Origin of the sequence: Saccharomonospora marina XMU15, assembly GCF_000244955.1 — a bacterium.
GTDB lineage: Bacteria > Actinomycetota > Actinomycetes > Mycobacteriales > Pseudonocardiaceae > Saccharomonospora_A > Saccharomonospora_A marina.
The window spans coordinates 1,087,012-1,106,816 of record NZ_CM001439.1; the positions used below are offsets into that span (position 1 = coordinate 1,087,012).

General features: G+C 67.9%; 17 protein-coding genes and 1 rRNA gene. 12 read left to right on the plus strand and 6 right to left on the minus strand.

Annotation, left to right across the window (positions count from 1 at the left end; genetic code table 11):
* The first annotated feature begins 7 nt into the window (after positions 1–7).
* From rrf to SACMADRAFT_RS05180, 5 genes are all read left to right on the plus strand, one after another.
* A 5S ribosomal RNA gene (gene rrf, locus SACMADRAFT_RS05160) occupies positions 8–124 on the plus strand.
* 421 nt (positions 125–545) lie between these two features.
* On the plus strand, positions 546–1,301 hold the full coding sequence (locus SACMADRAFT_RS05165; protein WP_009152729.1) for a type 1 glutamine amidotransferase: 756 nt from the start codon (positions 546–548) through the stop codon (positions 1,299–1,301).
* Positions 1,302–1,354: 53 nt separating this feature from the next.
* Entirely contained in the window at positions 1,355–4,327 is a 2,973-nt protein-coding gene (locus SACMADRAFT_RS05170) for a bifunctional [glutamine synthetase] adenylyltransferase/[glutamine synthetase]-adenylyl-L-tyrosine phosphorylase (RefSeq protein WP_009152730.1), read from the plus strand.
* A gap of 83 nt (positions 4,328–4,410) precedes the next feature.
* Positions 4,411–4,842: an acyl-CoA thioesterase gene (locus tag SACMADRAFT_RS05175; protein WP_009152731.1), complete on the plus strand. Its 432-nt coding sequence runs from the start codon at positions 4,411–4,413 to the stop codon at positions 4,840–4,842.
* A gap of 302 nt (positions 4,843–5,144) precedes the next feature.
* Positions 5,145–6,206 (plus strand): DNA topoisomerase IB, encoded by a 1,062-nt coding sequence (locus SACMADRAFT_RS05180; protein WP_009152732.1) that lies wholly within the window; start codon positions 5,145–5,147, stop codon positions 6,204–6,206.
* A gap of 375 nt (positions 6,207–6,581) precedes the next feature.
* Here the strand turns inward: SACMADRAFT_RS05180 and glnA are convergent, their stop codons facing one another.
* Complete coding sequence (glnA, locus tag SACMADRAFT_RS05185; protein WP_009152733.1) at positions 6,582–8,006, minus strand: type I glutamate--ammonia ligase; 1,425 nt, start codon at positions 8,004–8,006, stop codon at positions 6,582–6,584.
* Positions 8,007–8,181: 175 nt separating this feature from the next.
* Between glnA and SACMADRAFT_RS05190 the strand changes: the two genes are divergently transcribed.
* Positions 8,182–8,667 (plus strand): RDD family protein, encoded by a 486-nt coding sequence (locus SACMADRAFT_RS05190; protein ID WP_009152734.1) that lies wholly within the window; start codon positions 8,182–8,184, stop codon positions 8,665–8,667.
* A 104-nt stretch (positions 8,668–8,771) separates the two neighbouring features.
* Here the strand turns inward: SACMADRAFT_RS05190 and SACMADRAFT_RS05195 are convergent, their stop codons facing one another.
* Positions 8,772–9,500, minus strand: coding sequence for a DUF4191 domain-containing protein (locus tag SACMADRAFT_RS05195; RefSeq protein WP_009152735.1), 729 nt, complete (start codon positions 9,498–9,500; stop codon positions 8,772–8,774).
* Positions 9,501–9,566: 66 nt separating this feature from the next.
* Here SACMADRAFT_RS05195 and SACMADRAFT_RS05200 point away from each other — a divergent pair, with 66 nt between their 5' ends.
* From SACMADRAFT_RS05200 to SACMADRAFT_RS05215, 5 genes are all read left to right on the plus strand, one after another.
* Positions 9,567–11,660: an ATP-dependent DNA helicase UvrD2 gene (locus SACMADRAFT_RS05200; protein ID WP_009152736.1), complete on the plus strand. Its 2,094-nt coding sequence runs from the start codon at positions 9,567–9,569 to the stop codon at positions 11,658–11,660.
* Positions 11,661–11,822: 162 nt separating this feature from the next.
* Entirely contained in the window at positions 11,823–12,104 is a 282-nt protein-coding gene (locus SACMADRAFT_RS05205; protein ID WP_157617193.1) for a hypothetical protein, read from the plus strand.
* A gap of 120 nt (positions 12,105–12,224) precedes the next feature.
* Positions 12,225–12,590 carry a WhiB family transcriptional regulator gene (locus SACMADRAFT_RS28925; protein WP_009152738.1) on the plus strand — a complete coding sequence of 122 codons (366 nt, stop codon included), beginning with the start codon at positions 12,225–12,227 and terminating at the stop codon, positions 12,588–12,590.
* Between the two features lie 101 nt (positions 12,591–12,691).
* Positions 12,692–12,844 (plus strand): hypothetical protein, encoded by a 153-nt coding sequence (locus SACMADRAFT_RS30750; RefSeq protein WP_232285544.1) that lies wholly within the window; start codon positions 12,692–12,694, stop codon positions 12,842–12,844.
* Positions 12,845–12,920: 76 nt separating this feature from the next.
* Complete coding sequence (locus SACMADRAFT_RS05215; protein WP_040925554.1) at positions 12,921–13,793, plus strand: class I SAM-dependent methyltransferase; 873 nt, start codon at positions 12,921–12,923, stop codon at positions 13,791–13,793.
* A 175-nt stretch (positions 13,794–13,968) separates the two neighbouring features.
* Here SACMADRAFT_RS05215 and SACMADRAFT_RS05220 read toward each other — a convergent pair whose 3' ends face one another.
* From SACMADRAFT_RS05220 to SACMADRAFT_RS05230, 3 genes are all read right to left on the minus strand, one after another.
* On the minus strand, positions 13,969–14,910 hold the full coding sequence (locus SACMADRAFT_RS05220; RefSeq protein ID WP_157617194.1) for a hypothetical protein: 942 nt from the start codon (positions 14,908–14,910) through the stop codon (positions 13,969–13,971).
* A 119-nt stretch (positions 14,911–15,029) separates the two neighbouring features.
* Complete coding sequence (locus SACMADRAFT_RS05225) at positions 15,030–16,376, minus strand: ABC1 kinase family protein (RefSeq protein WP_040925555.1); 1,347 nt, start codon at positions 16,374–16,376, stop codon at positions 15,030–15,032.
* Between the two features lie 128 nt (positions 16,377–16,504).
* A complete protein-coding gene (locus SACMADRAFT_RS05230; RefSeq protein ID WP_009152743.1) occupies positions 16,505–17,581 on the minus strand; it encodes a ThiF family adenylyltransferase in 1,077 nt (358 codons plus the stop codon).
* A gap of 165 nt (positions 17,582–17,746) precedes the next feature.
* Between SACMADRAFT_RS05230 and SACMADRAFT_RS05235 the strand changes: the two genes are divergently transcribed.
* The gene (locus tag SACMADRAFT_RS05235) at positions 17,747–18,322 is read left to right on the plus strand and encodes a M48 metallopeptidase family protein (protein WP_040926108.1); all 576 of its coding nucleotides are present in this window, start codon (positions 17,747–17,749) and stop codon (positions 18,320–18,322) included.
* Positions 18,323–18,326: 4 nt separating this feature from the next.
* Here the strand turns inward: SACMADRAFT_RS05235 and SACMADRAFT_RS05240 are convergent, their stop codons facing one another.
* Positions 18,327–19,691, minus strand: a complete 1,365-nt coding sequence (locus SACMADRAFT_RS05240; RefSeq protein ID WP_009152745.1) for a zinc-dependent metalloprotease — start codon at positions 19,689–19,691, stop codon at positions 18,327–18,329.
* Positions 19,692–19,805 lie beyond the last annotated feature (114 nt).

Genomic DNA, 19,805 nt, shown 5'->3' on the forward strand with positions numbered 1-19,805 from the left:
CCACCGTTTCGGTGGCCACAGCGACAGGGACACGCCCGGACCCATCCCGAACCCGGAAGCTAAGCCTGCCAGCGCCGATGGTACTGCACCCCCACGGGTGTGGGAGAGTAGGACACCGCCGAACACCAACAGAAAACAGCCCCGGAGCCGGGTAGTGAGAGATGGATCAACGTCTTCTCTCCGCGGCTTCGGGGCTGTTTCTGTTTTATTCGACAGTGCGCCGGTGAGAATGCGCGGAGGTCGAGGCAACCAGCTACCGCGGCATTCCCGGAGAACGAGCACCGAAGCATTTCAGATTCGCTGAGGCGCGGTCTTTGACTACGGTCACCTTTGGGCTGCGACGATGATGGGATTCGAGTCGAGGGAAGCGTTACTCCGCCGTGGCGGACGCACCTCTCCTGATCCCGCACTTCGCCGGAGCCCCTTTCAAACGATCGGTCAACTCGGCTCGGCGCCAACCACGCGACGAACCTCGCCGCGATGAGACCCCGCTACCGGGCACTCGGCTGCGTTGTAACCGACGAGCGCGCCCGTACCCTGGGCACGTGAGCGCCACTCGAATACTCGTTGTGCAACCCGACCCCTCCGATCCTCCGGGTCCGCTGGGGGACTGGCTGACAGAAGCCGGTGCCGAACTCGAGCTGCGCCGGATGCCCGCCGACGGGATACCTGACGACGTCGGCGGCTACGACGCGTTGATCTGCCTGGGCGGGGGCATGGGAGCCGAGGACGACACCGCGCATCCCTGGCTTGCCGACGTGCGACGCCTCCTCGCTCGTGCCGCGGCGCAGGACCTGCCGACCTTGGGGGTTTGCCTCGGGGCCCAGTTGTTGGCAGTCGCGACAGGTGGCCGTGTGGTACGGGGAGATCGCGGGCCCGAAGCCGGTCCAGGCCTCGTGTCGAAGAAGGACGCGGCATGGACCGACCCGTTGTTCGCCGACCTACCTCTGCTGCCGGACGTGCTGCAGTTTCACGCCGACGTCATCGAGAGCCTTCCGGGGCAGGCCGAACTGCTGGCCTCGTCACCGAGGTACCGAAACCAAGCGTTTCGCCTGAATCGCCGCGTCTACGGCATCCAGTTCCACATCGAGACGACACCAGGAGTGGTGCTCGATTGGGCGGCGAACGCTGTGAAGGTCGCCGCGGCGGCGAAAGACGGTGCCTTCGAGCCTCACACCCTGGCGCAGTCACACGCAGATCTCGCTCAAACCTGGCGTCCGTTCGCCCACCGGTTCGTGGACCTGGCCGCCGCACGGCTGGAGCCGGCGAACCGCAAGCCGCGGACATTGCCGCTGACGTGATCGCCACGAAGGCATCCGGTGTCAGTTCTCGACTGCGGCTACGGTGAGAGCTGATGGTAGAGCGCGTTCGGCCGACAGCGTCGGCAGCGAGGTTCGGCTTCACCGACGACCGGGCGGGCGAGTTGCTGAGCGCAGCCGGGTGGTGGGCGGAGTCCGGTCCGGTCGAGGGCTGCGAGAACGTGGTCGCCGCGTTCGGCCGTGCCCCGGACCCTGATCTCGCGCTTTTCTGCATCGACCGCATCCGTACCGCGGACCCGGATGCCTGGCCGGACCTGGCGGCAGCGCTTCGCGACGATGCCGACCTGCGTGGACGCTTGCTTGCGGTGCTGGGCACCTCCACCGCTCTCGGTGATGTGCTCGTCGGCTCGCCGGGAAGCTGGCGGCTGCTGGCCGACGCGGGGCGAACACCCACCGCCGACTACACGACGGTCCTCGCGGAGGCCATCGAGGACGGCACCGAGGTTCTGACCGGACCGCCCGCCGAGCGGGCGCTGCGTAAGGCCTACCGCGCACTACTGCTGGAGGTGGCTGCCGCCGATCTCGGTCACCTGGTGGAACCCCAGCTGGATCGGCCTTCGTTCACTGAGACCACCGCCGCGTTGACCGCGCTGGCCGAGGCGGCGTTGCGCGCGGGGCTGCGGGTGGCTCTACGTGAGGTGGCCGACTCCAGCAGCGCCACGCTGGCCGTGATCGCGATGGGAAAGTGCGGGGGGCGCGAACTCAACTACGTCAGCGACGTCGATGTGGTCTTCGTCGGGGAAGGAGACCTCCAGGTCGCCACCCGGCTGGCCACGACCATGGCGCGGGTCGTCGGAAACGCCTGCTTCGAGGTCGACGCCGCGTTGCGGCCGGAAGGCAAGGCAGGCGCCCTGGTGCGCACGCTGGAAGGGCACGAGACCTACTACAAGAAATGGGCTCGGACCTGGGAGTTCCAGGCGCTTCTCAAGGCTCGCCCTGTGGCTGGTGACGCCGAGCTGGGTCGCCGCTACGCGGAACTGGTCACGCCGTTGGTGTGGTCGGCCGCTGAGCGGGAGAACTTCGTCGCCGACGTGCAGCAGATGCGTCGCCGTGTCGAATCCCACGTGCCCTCGCAACTGGTTGATCGCGAGCTGAAACTGGGCAGAGGCGGGTTGCGGGACGTCGAGTTCGCGGTGCAGCTACTGCAACTGGTGCACGGCCGGGTCGACCCCGAGCTGCGTTCGGCCTCGACGATGGAAGCGCTGGAGGCGTTGGGCGGGGGCGGGTACGTCGGCCGGGTGGACGCCGCCGAACTGCGGATGTCGTACGAGTTCCTGCGCACCGTGGAGCATCGGCTGCAACTGCGCTCGCTGCGGCGCACACACCTGTTTCCGGCCTTCGGCGACACCGAACAGTTGCGTTGGCTGGCCAGAGCCACCGGCATACAACCAGTGCGCGGGCAGTCGCGCGGCGAGGTGCTCACCGCCGAGTTTCGCAGGCACGCGCAGCGTATCCGGCGGCTGCACGAGAAGCTTTTCTACCGACCACTGCTCGACGCGGTGGCCCGTGTACCCACAGCGGCGCTGCGGTTGACCACGTCGCAGGCCGAGAGCAGGCTGGCTGCCCTGGGGTATGCGGCGCCGGAAGGAGCGTTGCACCACATCAAGGCGCTCACGTCGGGGGTGTCCCGCCGGGCCGCCATCCAGCAGACGCTGCTGCCCGTCCTGCTCGACCTGCTTGCCGACACCCCCGATCCGGACGGCGGCCTGCTGGCCTACCGGAAGGTGTCCGAAGCGCTCGCCGAAACCCCGTGGTACCTGCGGGTGCTGCGGGACGAGGCCGCCGTGGTCGAGCGACTGGCCACGTTGCTGGGTACCGCCCGCCTGGTTCCCGATCTGCTTGTTCGGGCACCGGAGGTGCTGAAGCTGCTCGGCGAGGTGGACCGGCTCGCCGGGCGTTCGCCGGACGAGGTCGCCACGTCGCTGCGTTCGGCCGCCCGCAGGCAGCCAGGCATGGACGCGGCGGTCGCGACGGCTCGGTCGTTACGTCGGCACGAACTGCTGCGGGTTGCCTGTGCCGATCTGCTCGGCATGCTCGAGGTGCGGGCCGTGTGCACCGCACTGTCCTCGGTGTGGGTCGCGGTGCTGCAGAGCGCTGTGGCCGCGGCGATCAGGCAGCGCTCGGCGGAGTTGGGCGCTGAACCGGCCCGCATCGCGGTGATCGGCATGGGAAGGCTCGGCGGCGCGGAACTCGGCTACGGCTCGGACGCGGATGTGCTGTTCGTATGCGAACGGTCGGGTGGCGCCTCCGACGGCGAGGCCCTGCGGTTCGCGACATCCGTGGCCGAGACGGTGCGCCGGTCTCTCAGCGCACCGAGCCAGGACCCCGCTCTGGAGGTGGATACGGACCTGCGCCCGGAGGGTCGCGGCGGTCCACTGGTGCGCACGCTCGATTCCTACCGCGCGTACTACGAGAGGTGGGGCCAGGTGTGGGAAGCGCAGGCCTTGCTGCGGGCCAAACCCGTCGCTGGAGATGAGGACCTCGGGCAGCGATTCGTGGCCGCCATCGACCCCGTCCGCTACCCGGACGGAGGACTGGACCAGGCCAAGGTACGGGAGATCCGGCGAATCAAGGCGAGAGTCGACACCGAACGCATGCCAAAAGGGGCCGATCCCACCACGCACGCCAAGCTCGGCCGCGGCGGGCTGGCCGACATCGAATGGACCGCGCAACTGATGCAGCTGCGCTACGCGCACGAAGTGCCCGCGTTGCGCACCACGTCGACACATGCCGCGCTGCGAGCATTGGCGCAGGCAGGGCTGGCCGAAACCGCCGACGTGGAATCGCTGGTCAGTGCATGGGAACTGGCCACAAGGGCACGCAACATGGCGATGCTGGTGCGGGGGAAGGCCGTGGACCAGTTGCCAACCTCCGGCCGGGAGCTGGCCGCCGTGGCCCGGGTGTTCGGATACTCGGCCGACGATGACCCAGGTGAATTCATCGACTCCTACCGGCGAGTCACTCGCCGTGCCCACTCGGTCGTGGAGCGCCTGTTCTACGAGAGCTGAGGTGCGCGGTAATCGCCATGGCGTGAAGCCTGTTTGCTCACCTTTGTAGGGCCGCGGCGACGCGGAGTGCATATGGTTGGCCTGTGACTGAGCACGAAACGTTTCGGATCCGGCTGAAGGTGCGGCACTACGAGCTGGACAGCCTTGGCCACGTCAACCACGCTGTCTACCACTCATACGGCGAGGTCGCGCGACTGGAGCTGTTCGAGAAGGCGGGCGGTGGGCCCGGCAGCAGCCACGACCAGCGGCTGGCACCGGTAATGCTCGAATCACACATCAGCTTCCGACGCGAGCTGCGGTCGGGCGAGGAAATCGATGTCACCTGCCGAGCCAAGTTCGGGGACGGCAAGACGTTCCGCATGGACTCCGGCATCTACAAGGCCGACGGCACGCTGTCGGCGGAGATCACCTGCACGCTGGGCCTGATGGATCTTGAGCGGCGTAAGCTCGTGGCCGACCCGCGTGGCTGGTTCGAGCGAAGCGGCGTCGACATGAAACTGTTGTGCGGGGAATAGCGGGCGACGACAGCAAGATCCGGCGGCGTGCTGAACATCCGCGTCGATGCCATGGTGGCCGGGTACGGCAAGGCCCGCGAGCACTGGTAGGTGTGTTCGGTTACCCGCTGGGAGCAACCCACGCCCCGCCATGACCTGCTCGTCCGCAAGCACCGCCCGATAACGTGACGCACAAACACCTCCGCGAACACGGCAAGACGTGGCCATGCCACGAATAGCCCGCCAGCTGGTGCCCGACCAGGGTTTCGACCGACGCCGAACCGGGCATATCGGCAAGCACCAGCGGAGGGCGGTGATGGGTTGTGCGGCTGCATCGCAGCGACCTGTCTCGCCCGGGCATCCGCAGACGCCGTAGCGGCAAGGGGTTCCGCTACGTCCAGCCGGACGGCTCACCGCTGCGGGACGAGGACACTGCCGCGCGGATCCGCGGCTTGGCCATCCCGCCCGCGTGGCGCGGGGTATGGATCTGCCCCCGGCCTGACGGGCACATCCAGGCAATCGGCGTGGACGGCGCCGGGCGGCGGCAGTACCTCTACCACTCGCAGTGGCGCAGGGCCCGCGACGAGGAGAAGCACAAGCGGGTGGCCGCGCTCGGCGCGATCCTGCCCCGCCTGCGGGCCCGGCTGCGCGAGCAACTCGACGCCCCCGGCCTCGGCCGGGAACGGGTGCTGGCCGCCGCGCTGCGCATGATCGACCGCGGCGTGTTCCGCGTCGGCCACGAACAGTACGCCGAGGACAACGGCTCCCGTGGCGCCGCCACACTGCTGCGCGACCATGTCCGCATCCGCCGCGACGAACTGACTTTCCGATTCCCCGCCAAAGGCGGCGCTGTGGCGACCGCAACTCTGCCCGACGAGCAACTCGCCGCAGTCCTCACGGCACTGCGCCGCCGCCGGACCGCCGATCCGCGGCTGCTGGCCTACCGGACAGCGAATGGCTGGCGCAACGTCCGCGCGGAGGACGTCAACGAACGATTCAAAGAACTCGCCGGAGAGGACTTCACGGTCAAGGACCTGCGCACCTGGAACGCCACCGTGCTCGCCGCCGTCGGACTCGGCGGCACCGAACCGCCCTCCTCACAGCGGGCGACCAAGCGTGCGATCAGCGCCGTTCTCCGGGACGTGGCCGACGAACTGGGCAACACCCCGGCCGTCGCACGGCGCTCCTACGTCGACCCACGGGTGATCACCGCGTTCACCGATGGCCTGACGATCCGCTCGGCCGTACGCAGGGTCGGCCAGCACGGTCTCAACGACGACGACACCAGAGCCCACCTGGAACGAGCGGTGCTGCGCCTGCTCCGCAAAGCAGGCCAGAACGCCACCGCCGGTGCAGGATGCTGCCGCCCGCAACGGCGCCGCTGAGCCTCCGCCTGGGTCGCAGGAGGCCACCCAGTGCCTGCGGCTCCCCGAACACTTCTCCCGCCGCTTCGCTCCCTCCGAGGCTCGTGACGATTTGGTGCAGGTCGCCTGCCCGCCGGGCCGGCGCGGTGCCCGGTTCGGGGTCTTCAGCAGCAGTGAGTTCCTCTCGTTCGCCGTGCCCAGCATCATTTTCGGGACACGACACAGACCCCATCGCCGAGCGCGTCGGCATCTCCCCGACGCAGCAGATTCCTCGCAGCACCATGAGCAACGGCCGGCCCCGCGCGGGTGGCGGAACCGGCCGTTTCGCTACGATTGCCCGCAGCCGGCCTTGGTGGTCGACAACAGCCGTTTGACCAGGTCAGGCCCGGTCGTGCATCACACGTCGTAGTACAGCGCGAACTCGTAGGGGTGCGGGCGCAGCCGCAGCGGGTCGATCTCGTTCTCACGCTTGAAGGCGATCCAGGTCTCGATCACGTCGGGCGTGAACACGCCACCCTCGAGCAGGAAGTCGTGGTCGGCCTCCAGCGAATCGAGGACCGAGCCGAGGTCGCCCGGCACGAGCTTGACGTTCTTGGCCTCCTCGGGCGGCAGCTCGTAGAGGTCCTTGTCGATGGGCTCCGGCGGCTCGATCTTGTTCTTGATGCCGTCGAGGCCCGCCATCATCATCGCCGCGAACGCCAGGTAGGGGTTACCCGAGGAGTCGGGGCAGCGGAACTCGATCCGCTTGGCCTTGGCATTGCTGCCGGTGATGGGGATCCGGACACACGCGGACCTGTTGCGCTGCGAGTACACCAGGCTGACCGGCGCCTCGAACCCGGGGACGAGCCGGTGGTAGGAGTTCACCGTCGGGTTCGTGAACGCGAGCAGACTCGGGGCATGGGCCAGGATGCCGCCGATGTAGTGACGCGCGGTGTCCGAAAGGCCTGCGTAGCCGGACTCGTCGTAGAACAGCGGTGTGCCGTCCTTCCACAGCGACTGGTGGCAGTGCATCCCCGAGCCGTTGTCGCCGAACAGCGGCTTCGGCATGAACGTCGCGGTCTTGCCCGCGTTCCACGCGGTGTTCTTGACGATGTACTTGAACAGCTGCAGGTCGTCGGCTGCGTGCAGCAGCGTGTTGAACTTGTAGTTGATCTCGGCCTGCCCGGCGGTGCCGACCTCGTGGTGGGCGCGCTCGATAGTGAAGCCGGAGCCGGTCAGCTTGTTGACGATCTCGTCCCGCAGATCGGCGTAGTGGTCCACCGGCGGCACCGGGAAGTAGCCACCCTTGAACTTGGTCTTGTAACCGCGGTTGCCGCCTTCTTCCCTGGTCCCGGTGTTCCACCAGCCCTCGACCGAGTCGATCTCGTGGAAGGTGGCGTGTTCGGAGGAGTCGAAGCGCACCGAGTCGAAGACGTAGAACTCCGCCTCCGGACCGAAGAAGACGGTGTCGGCGATGCCCGACTCGGTGATGTACTGCTCTGCCTTCCGCGCGATGTTGCGCGGGTCACGGCTGTACGGCTCGCGCGTGAACGGGTCGTGGACGAAGAAGTTCATCGACAGCGTCTTGTTCGTCCGGAACGGGTCGATACGGGCCGTGGCCGGGTCCGGAAGCAGCAGCATGTCGGATTCGTGAATCGACTGGAAACCGCGCACAGACGAACCGTCGAAGGCCAGGCCTTCTTCGAAGGCGTCCGCGTCGAAAGCCTTGGCGGGGACGGTGAAGTGCTGCATGATGCCTGGCAGGTCGCAGAACCTCACATCGATGAATTGCACGTCCTCGTCCGCGATCAGACGCAGGACATCGTCTGCAGTAGTGGACACCCTCGGTGACTCCTTCGTGTTCGAGCTCGTGCGGCGGTACTCTCTTCGGTTCACGCTAGGAGCGCGGTGTTGCCCGACCGTCACCCGTATGTTTCGCCGGTGTTAACGCCAGCGGCTGAAACCGAATGGTCGACCAGCGCGACGGCTGCCGCTACCTGCGCTTTACCCTGGATGAGTGGCACGGTGGACGGGCGAGTGGCTCTCCTCACTCGGCGGCGTTAACGAGACATCGGACGGCAAGCCACCCCGGTGGCCGGGTGAGCGGTTGGGGCTGCCCGAAAGCGGTGCCGGCTCAGTGGCGGGAGCGGGTCGCCGACTCGTGGCGCTATTGCTGGACCTGCTGCTGGCGTCGTTGTTGACGTCGCTGTTCGTACGGCCTGACTACTCGAACGTAGCAGTGATGCAGGAGTACAACTTGTGGTCGCTGGGGGTGTGGGCAGCGATCACCGTGTTACCGGTGACGTTCTTCGGGTTCACCCCCGGGATGGCGAGCAGGCGTATTCGTGTAGCGAGGCTCGACGGCGGCACGGTGGTCGGCCTTCCGCGCGCCCTGCTGCGCGCGGTGCTGACCTTCCTGATCATCCCGGCGGCCGTTCGCAACGAGGACGGCCGCGGCTGGCACGACCGGCTCACCGCTACGGTCGTGGTGCTCATCCGCTGAGGTTGCCGCCCGGGTCGGCACCGCCGATCGACTATTGCCGGTGTGCCTGTCGAAGGCCCGCCGCAGGGCCGGGCGGGTGTTATGGCGGGTAGACCTGCGGGGTGTCAGCGGCGCCGGATGGTGCGCTGGACGTTGCGCATCTTGGCACCCTGCGGCATCGGTCCCTTCGGCATGGCGGCACCACGGTTGCCCAGCGCCGACAGCTTGGCCTCGAGCGTGTCCACCTGACGCGGCTTGAGATTGCGGGGCAGCTTCATCATGTAGTTCTGCAAGCGGCGCAGCGGCACCTGACCCTCGTCGTTGCCGATGATCACATCGTAGATCGGAGTCTCGCCGACCAGCCGCGCGATGCGCTTCTTCTCCTGCGAGATCAGTGTCCTCACCCGGTGTGGCGCGCCCTCGCCCACCAGAACGACACCGGGACCGCCGAGCACCCGGTGGACGGCGTCGAGTTGAGTCGTGGCCGCCACGGTCTGTGTCACCCGCCACTTGCCGCGCATGTTGTCCAGTGCCCAGGCGGCCGCGCCGGGCTGGCCCTCAGCTTTGGCGAAGACCGTCTTCTGCACCCGGCGACCAAAGATGATCACGGCAGCGAGCACTCCGAACATGGCGCCGACCGGCAACAGCAGCCACTGGATGCCGAATGGCAAACCGATGCCGAAGGCCGCACCGGTCACAACGAGAAAAGACCCCAGCATCCACGGGATGAGAGCCTTGTCCTCCTTGCGCTGCATCTTGAACGCTTGGAAGAGCTGTCCGCGTCGCGCCTTGCTCGCCGCGCGCTTCTCCTTCTTGGCCTGCTTCGCGGCCTCTTTGTCCTGCTTTCCCGCCATAATGCATCAGGATACGGGCGACCATGCGGGTGCGGGCCTGTCGGTACCCTCTGCGAGGATGCCGCCGTGGGAAGTGTCGGCACGTCGGACCGTGGCCGGGCTCCGCTGGAGGGACTGGACCCGCAACAGCGCGCCGCGGCGAGCGCGCCGCGGGGGCCGGTGTGCGTGCTCGCGGGCGCGGGCACCGGCAAGACGAGGACCATCACCCGGCGAATCGCCCACCTGGTGCGTAGCGGTCAGGTTTCAGCAGGCCAGGTGCTCGCCGTCACGTTCACGTCCCGTGCCGCGGGTGAGTTGAGGTCGCGGCTGCGGCAGCTCGGTGTCGAGGGCGCCCAGGCGCGCACGTTCCACGCCGCGGCACTGCGTCAGCTTCGATACTTCTGGCCACGGATCGTCGGGGATCGGCAGTGGGACCTCGTCGAGGGCAACAAGCTGCGCATGGTGGCACTGGCGGCGACCAGGCTTCGGCTGTCGACCGAGGTGGAGCTGTTACGAGATCTCGCAGGCGAGATCGAATGGGCCAAGGCCTCGCTGGTCGGGCCCGAGGAGTACCCCTCCGTCGCGGCGAGGTCGCGTCGTGATCTTCCGTTGGGCGCTGAGGACATCGCGAAGCTGTACCGCACCTACGAGGCGGTCAAGAACGAACAGCAACTGCTCGACTTCGACGACCTGTTGTTACACACCACGGCCGCCCTCGAGGAGCACCAGGAGGTCGCCGAGGAGTTCCGGGACCGGTACCGGTGTTTCGTCGTCGACGAGTACCAGGACATCACCCCTGCGCAGCAACGGCTGCTGGATGCCTGGCTCGGTAGCAGGGACGACCTGACCGTCGTCGGTGACGCCAACCAGACAATCTATTCCTTCGGTGGTGCGTCACCGCGCCCACTGCTCGACTTCACTCGCCGCTTCCCCGAAGCCACGGTGGTGCGGCTGGAACGTGACTACCGTTCCACTCCGCAGGTGGTGGCGCTGGCGAATCGGGTGATCAGTTCCGCGCGGGGCCGTCCCGCCGGTTCCCGGCTCGAGCTTGTCGGGCAGCGCAAAGCCGGTCCGCAGCCACGGTTCGCCGAATACGAGGACGAGCAGTCGGAAGCCGCCGCCGTCGCCGGCAGGATCAAGGAACTGCTCGAAGCAGGCGTACCAGCCAGTGAGATCGCGGTGCTGTTCCGCGTCAACGCCCAGTCGGAAGCCTACGAGCAGGCGCTGTCGGATGCGGCGATCCCGTACCTGGTCCGTGGCGGCGAGCGGTTCTTCGCTCGCACCGAGGTCCGACAGGCTGTGGCCGCGCTACGCAAGGCGGCGTCGGCGCAGGGCGGCCAGGATGCCGAACTCGTCACCTCGGTACGGCGGGTCCTCACCCGCGTCGGGCTTACCGACCGGCCTCCAGCGGGTGGCGCCGCCAAGGAGAGGTGGGATGCGTTGCTCGCGCTCGTGGAGTTGGCCGAGGAACTCGCCACGGCCAAGGACGGTGCCACGCTTACCGACTTCCTAGCCGAACTCGACCAGCGTGCCGCCGCTGCGCATCCGCCGACCGTGGACGGCATCACGTTGGCGTCACTTCACGCGGCCAAGGGGCTGGAGTGGGACGCGGTCTTCCTGGTCGGCCTGGCCGAAGGCACGCTGCCGATACAACACGCCGACGGCAACCCGGACGCGATCGAGGAGGAACGCAGGCTCTTCTACGTCGGCGTTACGCGAGCGAGGGAGCATCTGTCGTTGTCCTGGGCGCTGTCGCGCGGCCCGGGACGTAGGGCCAACCGAAGGCGTAGCCGTTTCCTCCACGGGTTGCTCCCTCAGGAGTTCGTCGCCGGGAACCGGGGCGGTTCCGGGCGGCGCGGCGCGGCCCCGAAGGCGCGCTGCCGGCTGTGCGACCGGCCGCTGGTGGGGACCATGGAGGTCAAGCTGGGGCGCTGCGGCAGTTGCCCCGCAGAGGTCGACGAGGGGCTGCTGGTCCGGCTGAAGGACTGGAGGGCACGGCGGGCACGAGAGCTCAACGTTCCCGCGTTCGTCGTGTTCACCGACGCGACGCTGCTCGCCATCGCCGAGCAGCGGCCCACCGACGATCGCGCGCTCGTGTCGATCTCCGGGATCGGGGCCACCAAGCTCGACAGGTTCGGTGCGGACGTGCTCGCCGTGATCAAGGAGTGCGACGGTCGGTAGCGTCGCGCTCGCGGTGGGGGTCGGTAGGAGTTGCTGCTGAGGCGAGCCACTACCCCCGGCGGGGGAAGTTCGAAAAATCAGTTGCCCCTCGATGTCCAGGCGCAATAGCCTGCAATCACTGGGTGGAAGATCCGCAACTTTTCGGTCGCCAAGGTGACGACCGTGCGGACAGCGAAGGGAGGTGCCGCGATGAAGCTGTTCGAAGCGAATGGCCTCGGTGGCACCACGCTGTCCCGGACCGCTGGAACGGTCGTCACCGCCTGCCCCCTCAACGAGGTTCATCGAGCAGGCAGGCGTCATGACACCGTGGCATTCCGCGCTCGCCGTGCGGCTGCCGCCGACGTCGCCGAGGCCATGTCCCCGGAGTTCCTCCTGGTGGCCGTCGATCTGCCGACCAAGAAGCAGCCCTGGGTTCCGTTGTGCCCAAGTGAGAGATCGCCCTGACAGCAATACCGTCAAGGACAGGCTCACGAAGGCCGCGGAACCGCATCGGGTCCGCGGCCTTCGTGCTGTTTCGGGCAGATGTGGCTTGACAGAAACCCTTAAACACAAAGGAGAACAGGAATGTCATCGGCAACCGCCTTCGCGTCAGAGGAGGCGTTAACCGATCAGTGGACGGCCGGCGCCGGAGTCGCCGAGTTGTTCGACGCGGTGTCTGAGCCGGAACTGCGCCTGCCTTGCCGCTCGGGAGAGGCGGACCTGTGGTTCGCCGAAGCTCCTGCGGACCTGGAGCGAGCGAAGCACCTCTGCGGTGACTGCCCGGTGCGGGCGTCCTGCCTTGCCGGCGCTCTCGCTCGCCGTGAGCCGTGGGGAGTTTGGGGCGGCGAGATATTCGAGCGAGGTGCGGTTGTGGCGAGAAAGCGACCGCGGGGTCGTCCCCGCAAGAACCCGATCGAGCCCGTCAGCGCAGGACAGCGGAGTGCGGCATGAGCACACACACCGTTGATCGGCGAAGGGCACCGCAAGTGTGGTCGGGGGCCGAGTTCGTTCGGCCGCGTACCACCCGATACCGGAAGCGGGAGTTTTCCCAGATGTTGCTGAACGAAGAACTGGCCAGAGCGCGAATACGTGACTGGCTGCAAGCCGCGGAGGGGCAGCGGGACGCCCGTGTCGCCCGTGCCGCGTCGCGGTGGGAGCGGTTGGCCCGCTGGGCATCCGGCCGCTCGCGACGGCTGACCCGGTAGCAGGGGGCGGGGCGGGAGGCGAACGCCAGGTTCGCTTCCCGCCCCGGCGCCGCGCACGGTCGTGTTGAATGGTCCGATGCCAGGTCATACCCACGACGATGTCGACTGGGCCGCTCGGCTCACCTCGTTGCGCCGACTTGACGACCTCGAACGAGATGCACTGGTCGAAGTCGCGCGGCGGCTGACCGACGGGTTGCCTCATGGACCAACCGTGGTCGACGTCGGCTGCGGCGCGGGGGGAATGAGCCTCGCGCTGGCCGACGCCTTGCGGCGGGCAGGCGGTGGAACCCTGATCCTTGTCGACGCTGTCGACGAGGTGCTGGCGGCGGCATCGCAGTCCGTCGCTGCTGCCGGCGACTCGCTGGTGCGCGTGGAAGCCGTGCTGGCCGATGTCGGCGCCGACCAGGTGCGCGAGGTGATTACCGAGGCCGACCTGATCTGGGCGGCGTCGGTCCTGCATCACGTTCCCGATCAGCAGGCCGCAGTGAACCGTCTTGCCGGTGTGCTGCGGCCGGGCGGCCTGCTGGCCGTCGCGGAAGGTGGCCTCGCGCCCCGTTGCCTGCCGTGGGACATCGGGATCGGCAGGCCCGGACTTGAGGAACGCTTGAACGGCGCACGCGAGTCATGGTTCGAAGGCTTGCGCGCAGGCATGCCCGACGTGGCGCGGATGCCGTACGGCTGGACTTGCGCCCTGCGGCGAGCGGGACTGTCGGACCTTCGCTCGTTCAGTTACCTGGTGGACCACCCCGCTCCGGCTGACTCGGCGGTGCTCGACTTCGTGCTCGATCGGTTCGCGTGGTACTCAGAAATCGCCACTGACCACGTCAGCGAGCAGGATCGTGAGGCGGTGCGGCGCCTGCTCGATCCCGACTCACCGGACTACCTCGGTCAGCGCGACGACGTGTACCTCCTGGCTGCCAGGACCGTGCACACCGGACGGCGAGTGTGATGCCACGGTCTTTCGTGCCCGGTCGCGGCGCGAACCAGGACTGGCGACAACAATGCGCGTGGGTCGGCGTGGGTTCGAGAAACCGGAGGCGGTCGGCCCCGCCCGCGTGTGCGCCCCATGCTCGGACCCGGGCTCGCGAAATCGAGGGCGAACTCGCAGTCGAGTAGTGGTGAACTCATGCCGCTTGCCCTGGCACAGCACAGCGCACGGCGGGCCGGACACGTGTTGCCGCCGCGCGGAACGCACTGACCAATTCCCTGAGCACCGCGTTGCCGTTCGTTCGAAGTGACTCGGGCGAACTCCGCACAACGACCACGCCCGCGGCCGTCAGCGACAGCCGTCCGGCTTGCTCTCGCTCCGATCCGTCGGTGGGTTTGCGGAACTGCCAACCCATTCCGATCTCGTCCCACCATGCGTCGACGGCGCCGATCGAGCGCCCTGCCCTGTCGTAGACCGTAGCCTCCCAGCGGGGTGGCGGCAGCGGTGATCGGTTGAGGAGTTGGCGCGCCAGGCCATGGACGTAGTTGTCTCTGGTTTGGGCGATGAACCGCAGTTGCTGGCGGACGGCCGCGGTGCCGCGCTGGTTGCCCGCGTCGAGTTCCGCACGCAGTTGCTCCGGCGTGCACATGCCGTAGTAGATGGGCAGCGTCAACAGTTCCCGCAGCCGTTCCGGTTCGTGCTGTCTTCGGGCCGCGTCGAGCGCGGCCCGCTCCGGCGGTGCGAACGGCAACCCATGGACGAACACCGGGTCCGGCCGCCTGGCTGTTCGCTCCAACAGCAGGAACTCCGGTGGCGAAAGCCTGCGCCAGTTCGGGACGAGTGCGTGCACCGTGCGAGGTTTGGGCAGGTCCAGGCCCTGGGCACAAAGCGCGTCGTGTCCGGTCAGGACGCATTCCTTGCCGAGGTATGTCGCGGCAGCGTGAAGCAGCTGCGTTCTTGTCGGTTCACCTGAGGCGAGCATGACGACACCGGGTGCCAGGCGTCGCCATGGCCCACCCGGGCGGCAGCGTCTCGCGATGGTTTGGTCCAGTACGCCGCGGGCTCGCAGCGTGGAAACCGAGACGATGTTGTTGACAGGGTGCTGAGCGGCCTTCGCCGCGTCGATCGTGAAGGTCATGCCCACAGCGTGATCGTGGCTGCGTGGCTCGGGTAGTGGCAGTTGTGAAGCTGTGGACAGCTTCGTGCTGAATTGGCACATTCGTGCCTTGCCGACGTCGTGCTGTGGACAGGTCGGGATCAGTCGGCGAAGCCGGGCTGCCAACGTTCGACAATGGAGCGCAGGGCCAGCTCAGCGTCGAGTTGGCACAGGATGCCGATAGCACCCACGGTCACGCGATGGATCAGCAGCCAGTGCGGTGGCAGGTTGAGTGACCGACCCGTGCGGAAGTCCTGACTGCGCGTGTCGCCCATCCGAAGAGCCTGTTTCTGGGCCCACCGGCGAGTGAAGTGGAACCGCTCCTCGGTGAGCGGGGAGATCAAAGGAAGGAGGTAGTTGTGGACGTCTTCCGGGTCGAGTTCGGTGTCGGGGCGTACGAATCCCTCTGAGCGGAGTACCTCGAACAGTTCCGCCGAGCGCCCGTCGAGGGCCAGCCGCATGATCAGGCCGAGTGCGGGCGGCGCGCCGTGCGGCAACCTCGCGACGGCACCGAAGTCGATGACGCCGAGCCTGCCGTCGTCGAGCAGCATGAAGTTGCCCGGGTGCGGGTCCGAGTGCAGCAGATGCGCTCGGGTCGGCGACGAGTAGTGGAACTCCGCGAGGAGTCGGCCGGCCTCGTTGCGCTGTGTGGTCGTACCGTCCTTGATGATGTGGGCGTAGGGGGTGCCGCTGATCCATTCCGTCACGATGACCTTCGGCGCGCTCGCGACGACCTTCGGCACGACGATCTGCTCGTCGGCGTCGAACGCCTTGGCGAAACGCCGCTGACTGTCGGCTTCGGTGCGGTAGTCCAGTTCCTCGTCCATCCGGTCTGCCAGCTCCGCGAGGAGCGGCTTGATCTCCGTGCCCGGTACCAGAGCCTGGAACAGTCGGCTGAACCGCTGCAGTTGCCGCAGGTCGCTGCGCAGGGCCTCATCGGCGCCCGGGTACTGGACCTTGACCGCCACCTCGCGACCGTCGTGCCAGACAGCCCGATGGACCTGGCCGATACTCGCGGCGGCACTGGGTTGATCGGAGAACTCGGCGAACCGCTGGCTCCAGGAGCGCCCGAGCTGCTCGGCGAGGACCCGGTGTGTCTGCCGTGCGGACATGGGCGGAGCGGCAGCCTGCAGCTTCGTCAGGGCCTCGCGGTAGGGCGCGGCGAGCTCGTCCGGTACCGCGGCTTCGAACACGCTCAACGCCTGTCCGAACTTCATGGCACCGCCCTTGAGCGTCCCGAGGACCTCGAAGAGCTGCTCGGCCGCTTTCGCGGACAGCGCGGCATTGACCTCCTCCGCGCTCTGGCCTGTCAGCCGCCTGCCCCAGCCACCGACGGCACGACCGGCGATACCCAACGGAAGACTGGCGAGCTTGGCAGTGCGCGCGGCGGCGCGACGTGGAATCGCGGTCTCAACCGCCTCGTCGGTGGAATCGCGGAAGTCCGTCACGCAAGCGATTCTGCCTTGCGGATCAGCCTGTGTGCACTCATTCGAGGTGGAAATCGCCATGCCAGCGTGGGCGTCCGGTCACAGGCAGTGATCGGACGCCCGCTGATGCTGCGGAGAAGGAAGGGCAATTACCTGGCTGGGCTACCCACCGTGCTGCGCCGAGGTGCGGACGACGGCCGAGGGGCGCCGCAGGAACAGTGTGGATGCGCAGGCCACTCGCGTCGCAGCACGGTACCGGCGTAGCAGTCGAGCTCCAGTGTCCCGTTCCAGGTCGGAGGGGGAGTGTCTTCCGGACACAGGAAGCGCAGTACCTGCCCGGCGGCGAGCGCGGCGGTCCCGTAGACGCCGCTGAGTTCGGCACGCTGGTAGCGGCCCGCCAGTTGGCCTGCCACTCGGGGCCAGCAGGCATCGAGCGCGGTCCGATGCAGGTCGGCGCAGCGAAGGCAACTGCTTCTGCCGGGCAGGACGAGCGGGCCCACGATGCCGATGCCGTCTCGAACGCGTACCGGGAGGTGCGCGAGGCCGTCCGCGGAAAGCCTGGTGATCAACTCGGGTGCGGGCACGACGGCATCGGTGACGACGACGAGGTCGGGTCGCCGGTTGCCGCGCAGCCGAGTTGTACGCGTGGCCGGGTTCGCTCTTCGGACGGCACCGGTGAGCGCGTGGCGTCGTGGGGACCCGACATCCCCGTCGAGGAGCCCGGAGCCGAGGTCGTCACGGGTGACCGTGCCCTCGGCCTGGGTGTCGATGTGGCCGACGCCCGCGGCGGCCAGCAGACTCGCCACCGCTGCCGCCAGCCGACCGCCACCGTGCACCAGCACCGCGGACCGTGCTCGCCGTGCAGCCGTGTCGCGGCGTCTCTTGCCGAGTCCGGCCGACCACAGTTCCGGTTCCTGCTCGCACTCCTGTGGGCTGTCGGCGGAGTCGGCCTCCTCGACCAGCCCACGCTCGGCAAGGCCGGTGAGCAGATCGCGGAGGCGCTCGGCGTGCTCGTCCCTGGCGAGTGCCAGGAGTGAGGCCGTGGTACGCCGCCCGTCGAGCCCGCGCAGGATGTCCATGAGAATCGGGGGCAGGTTGGGGGCCACGACAGCATGCCGGGGATCGAGGCCGATCTGGAGTTCGTCGGATCTCCGCTCGTACACGCCGAGGCCGGGAAGCAGTCGCGGACGGTTCGGGAGCGTCACGTTCTGTAGCGGTGGTCTCATGCGCTCAGGGTGACTGCAGATCGCTGTCGGTGCACCTCCGCGCGGGCCGCTTGTCCACAGGCGAAAGGTATCTGTGGACAACTATGGCGATGTGATGTTGTGGCCATCCTCGATGTCGGTCAGTGGCTTTACGGTGGACACGTGGCCGAAGCACGGGTTCCCTCACTGAGGAATCGGGACAAGACCAAGCGGAAGTCTTCCGTCCCAGAACAGAAGGTCGAAGTTCGGCGAAGCGCACGTCGCCGCCGGACCGTCACCGCGTACCGAGACGGTGACACACTTGTGGTGCTCATACCCGCCACGATGAGCCAGGCGGAGGAAGAACACTGGGTCGCGGAGATGCAGCGCAAGCTGCAGCGCACCGAGAGCAGGCGTGCTTCACCTGCTCGGGCATCGGACGAGGCGTTGCTGATGCGGTGCGCCCAGCTGTCGAGGCGCTACCTTGACGGCACGGCACAGCCCGCGAGCGTGCGGTGGGTGCCCCCGATGCGTACACGCTGGGCTTCGTGCACCCCGGCGGACCGCACCATCCGCGTGAGCGAGCGGCTTCGCGAAGTGCCGTCGTGGGTGCTCGACTACGTGCTCGTGCACGAACTCGCCCACCTGCGGGTCGCCGAGCACAACGCCAAGTTCTGGGCCCTGGTGCGGCGCTACCCGAAGACGGAACGGGCGATCGGCTATCTGGAGGGGCTGTCCGCGGCCGAGGGCCTTGGCATCTCCAACCTCGACGACACCGAGTGAGGTTTCACCGGTCCTTGCCGGTGTCCTCTCCTGGTTCGCCGTCCTCCGACTCCTCGGACCTGGCTTGCTCCTCCGCTCGCTCGGTCCGTTCGAGTTCGGCGATCGGATCGAGGTCGCCTGCCTCCTCGCCGTGGCCTGCCCGCTCGGCGAAGCCCATCGGGTCGTCCAGGTCCTCGGAGGTGGGCAGCAGGTCGGGATGTGACCACACCTTGTCCCTGGCGTCCATGCCGTGCTGGTCGCCGACGAGCTTCCACAACGCCGAAGCCGCGCGCATGCGGCGAGGCCGCAGTTCAAGACCCACGAGCGTGGCGAAAGTCTGCTCGGCGGGACCGCCGGTCGCCCGTCGCCTGCGCAGCGTCTCCCGCAGGGCGTCGGCGCCCGGCAGGCGCTCACCGACGGCGTCGGCGACCACCACGTCGACCCAGCCTTCGACCAGTGCCAGCAACGTCTCGAGCCTGCCCAGCGCGGCCTGCTGCTCCGGGGTCGTCTTCGGCTCGAGCAACCCGGACGACATCATCTGCTCGATGCTCGCGGGGTTGCTCGGGTCCACCTGTCCGGCGAGTTGTTCGAGCGCCGAGGTGTCCACGGTGATGCCGTGCGCGAACTCCTCCACCGTGGCCAGCAGCCGCTGCCGCAGCCACGGCACGTGAGCGAACAGTCGCTGATACGCGGCCTCACGTGCGGCGAGGAAAACCAGGACCTCGCTGCTGGGCCGTTCGAGGCCCTCGGTGAACTTCTCGATGTTGGCCGGGAGCAGTGCGGAGGTGGCAGGCGGTCCGAGCGGGAGGCCGACATCGGTCGACGTCAGCACCTCCGACGCCAGTTCTGCGAGCGCGTTGCCCAGCTGCGAGCCGAACGCCATGCCGCCCATCTGCTCGACCATCGACAGTAGCGGTCCCGCTGCTTGCTTGGCCTCCTCCGGCAGTGCCTGCATCCAGGCGCTGGAGACCTGCTTGGCGACCGGGTCGCACAGCCGCTGCCAGGTCGGTAACGTCTTGTCCACCCAATCCCGCGAGCTCCAGGCAACCGTGGTGCTCGCCCCAGCGGGCAGGATCGTGGCTTCGTCGAGCCACAGCTCGGCGAGGTGTGCCGAATCCCGAACGGCGTCCTCGCTCGACCTGTCGCCGACGAACCCCATCTTCGACTCGCTGCCGAGGCGCTGCAGCGCGATCTGTTTGGCCAGGTCGTAGTTCACCGGGCCGGTGGAGCTGCCTGCCTGGCTGAGCATCTGCCCCAGTTGACTGAGCATCTGCCCCAGTTGCTGGAACGCGTCGGCGCCCGAACCAGGCTGGTCGCCCGAGCCGCCTGGATCGTTCTCACGACGCTTGTCGGGGTCGGGGAGTCCGAAGCCGAACGGTAGGTTGCTCATATCACCACCGTACGCGGACGAGTATTGACCCAGCCTCCCCATTGACAAGGTGACGTGGCTGTGTTCGCGGTCGGCGTCATCACGGCGGTTCGCTCGGCCGATCCCGCACCGTGA

What these genes read in the sequence shown, in the direction of transcription:
- SACMADRAFT_RS05230 (WP_009152743.1), bottom strand. Translation starts at nt 17,581, where the DNA reads ATGAGACCACCGCTACAGAACGTGACGCTCCCGAACCGTCCGCGACTG.
- SACMADRAFT_RS30750 (WP_232285544.1), top strand. Translation starts at nt 12,692, where the DNA reads ATGTTGCTGAACGAAGAACTGGCCAGAGCGCGAATACGTGACTGGCTG.
- SACMADRAFT_RS05170 (WP_009152730.1), top strand. Translation starts at nt 1,355, where the DNA reads ATGGTAGAGCGCGTTCGGCCGACAGCGTCGGCAGCGAGGTTCGGCTTC.
- SACMADRAFT_RS28925 (WP_009152738.1), top strand. Translation starts at nt 12,225, where the DNA reads ATGTCATCGGCAACCGCCTTCGCGTCAGAGGAGGCGTTAACCGATCAG.
- SACMADRAFT_RS05215 (WP_040925554.1), top strand. Translation starts at nt 12,921, where the DNA reads ATGCCAGGTCATACCCACGACGATGTCGACTGGGCCGCTCGGCTCACC.
- SACMADRAFT_RS05240 (WP_009152745.1), bottom strand. Translation starts at nt 19,691, where the DNA reads ATGAGCAACCTACCGTTCGGCTTCGGACTCCCCGACCCCGACAAGCGT.
- SACMADRAFT_RS05195 (WP_009152735.1), bottom strand. Translation starts at nt 9,500, where the DNA reads ATGGCGGGAAAGCAGGACAAAGAGGCCGCGAAGCAGGCCAAGAAGGAG.
- SACMADRAFT_RS05220 (WP_157617194.1), bottom strand. Translation starts at nt 14,910, where the DNA reads ATGACCTTCACGATCGACGCGGCGAAGGCCGCTCAGCACCCTGTCAAC.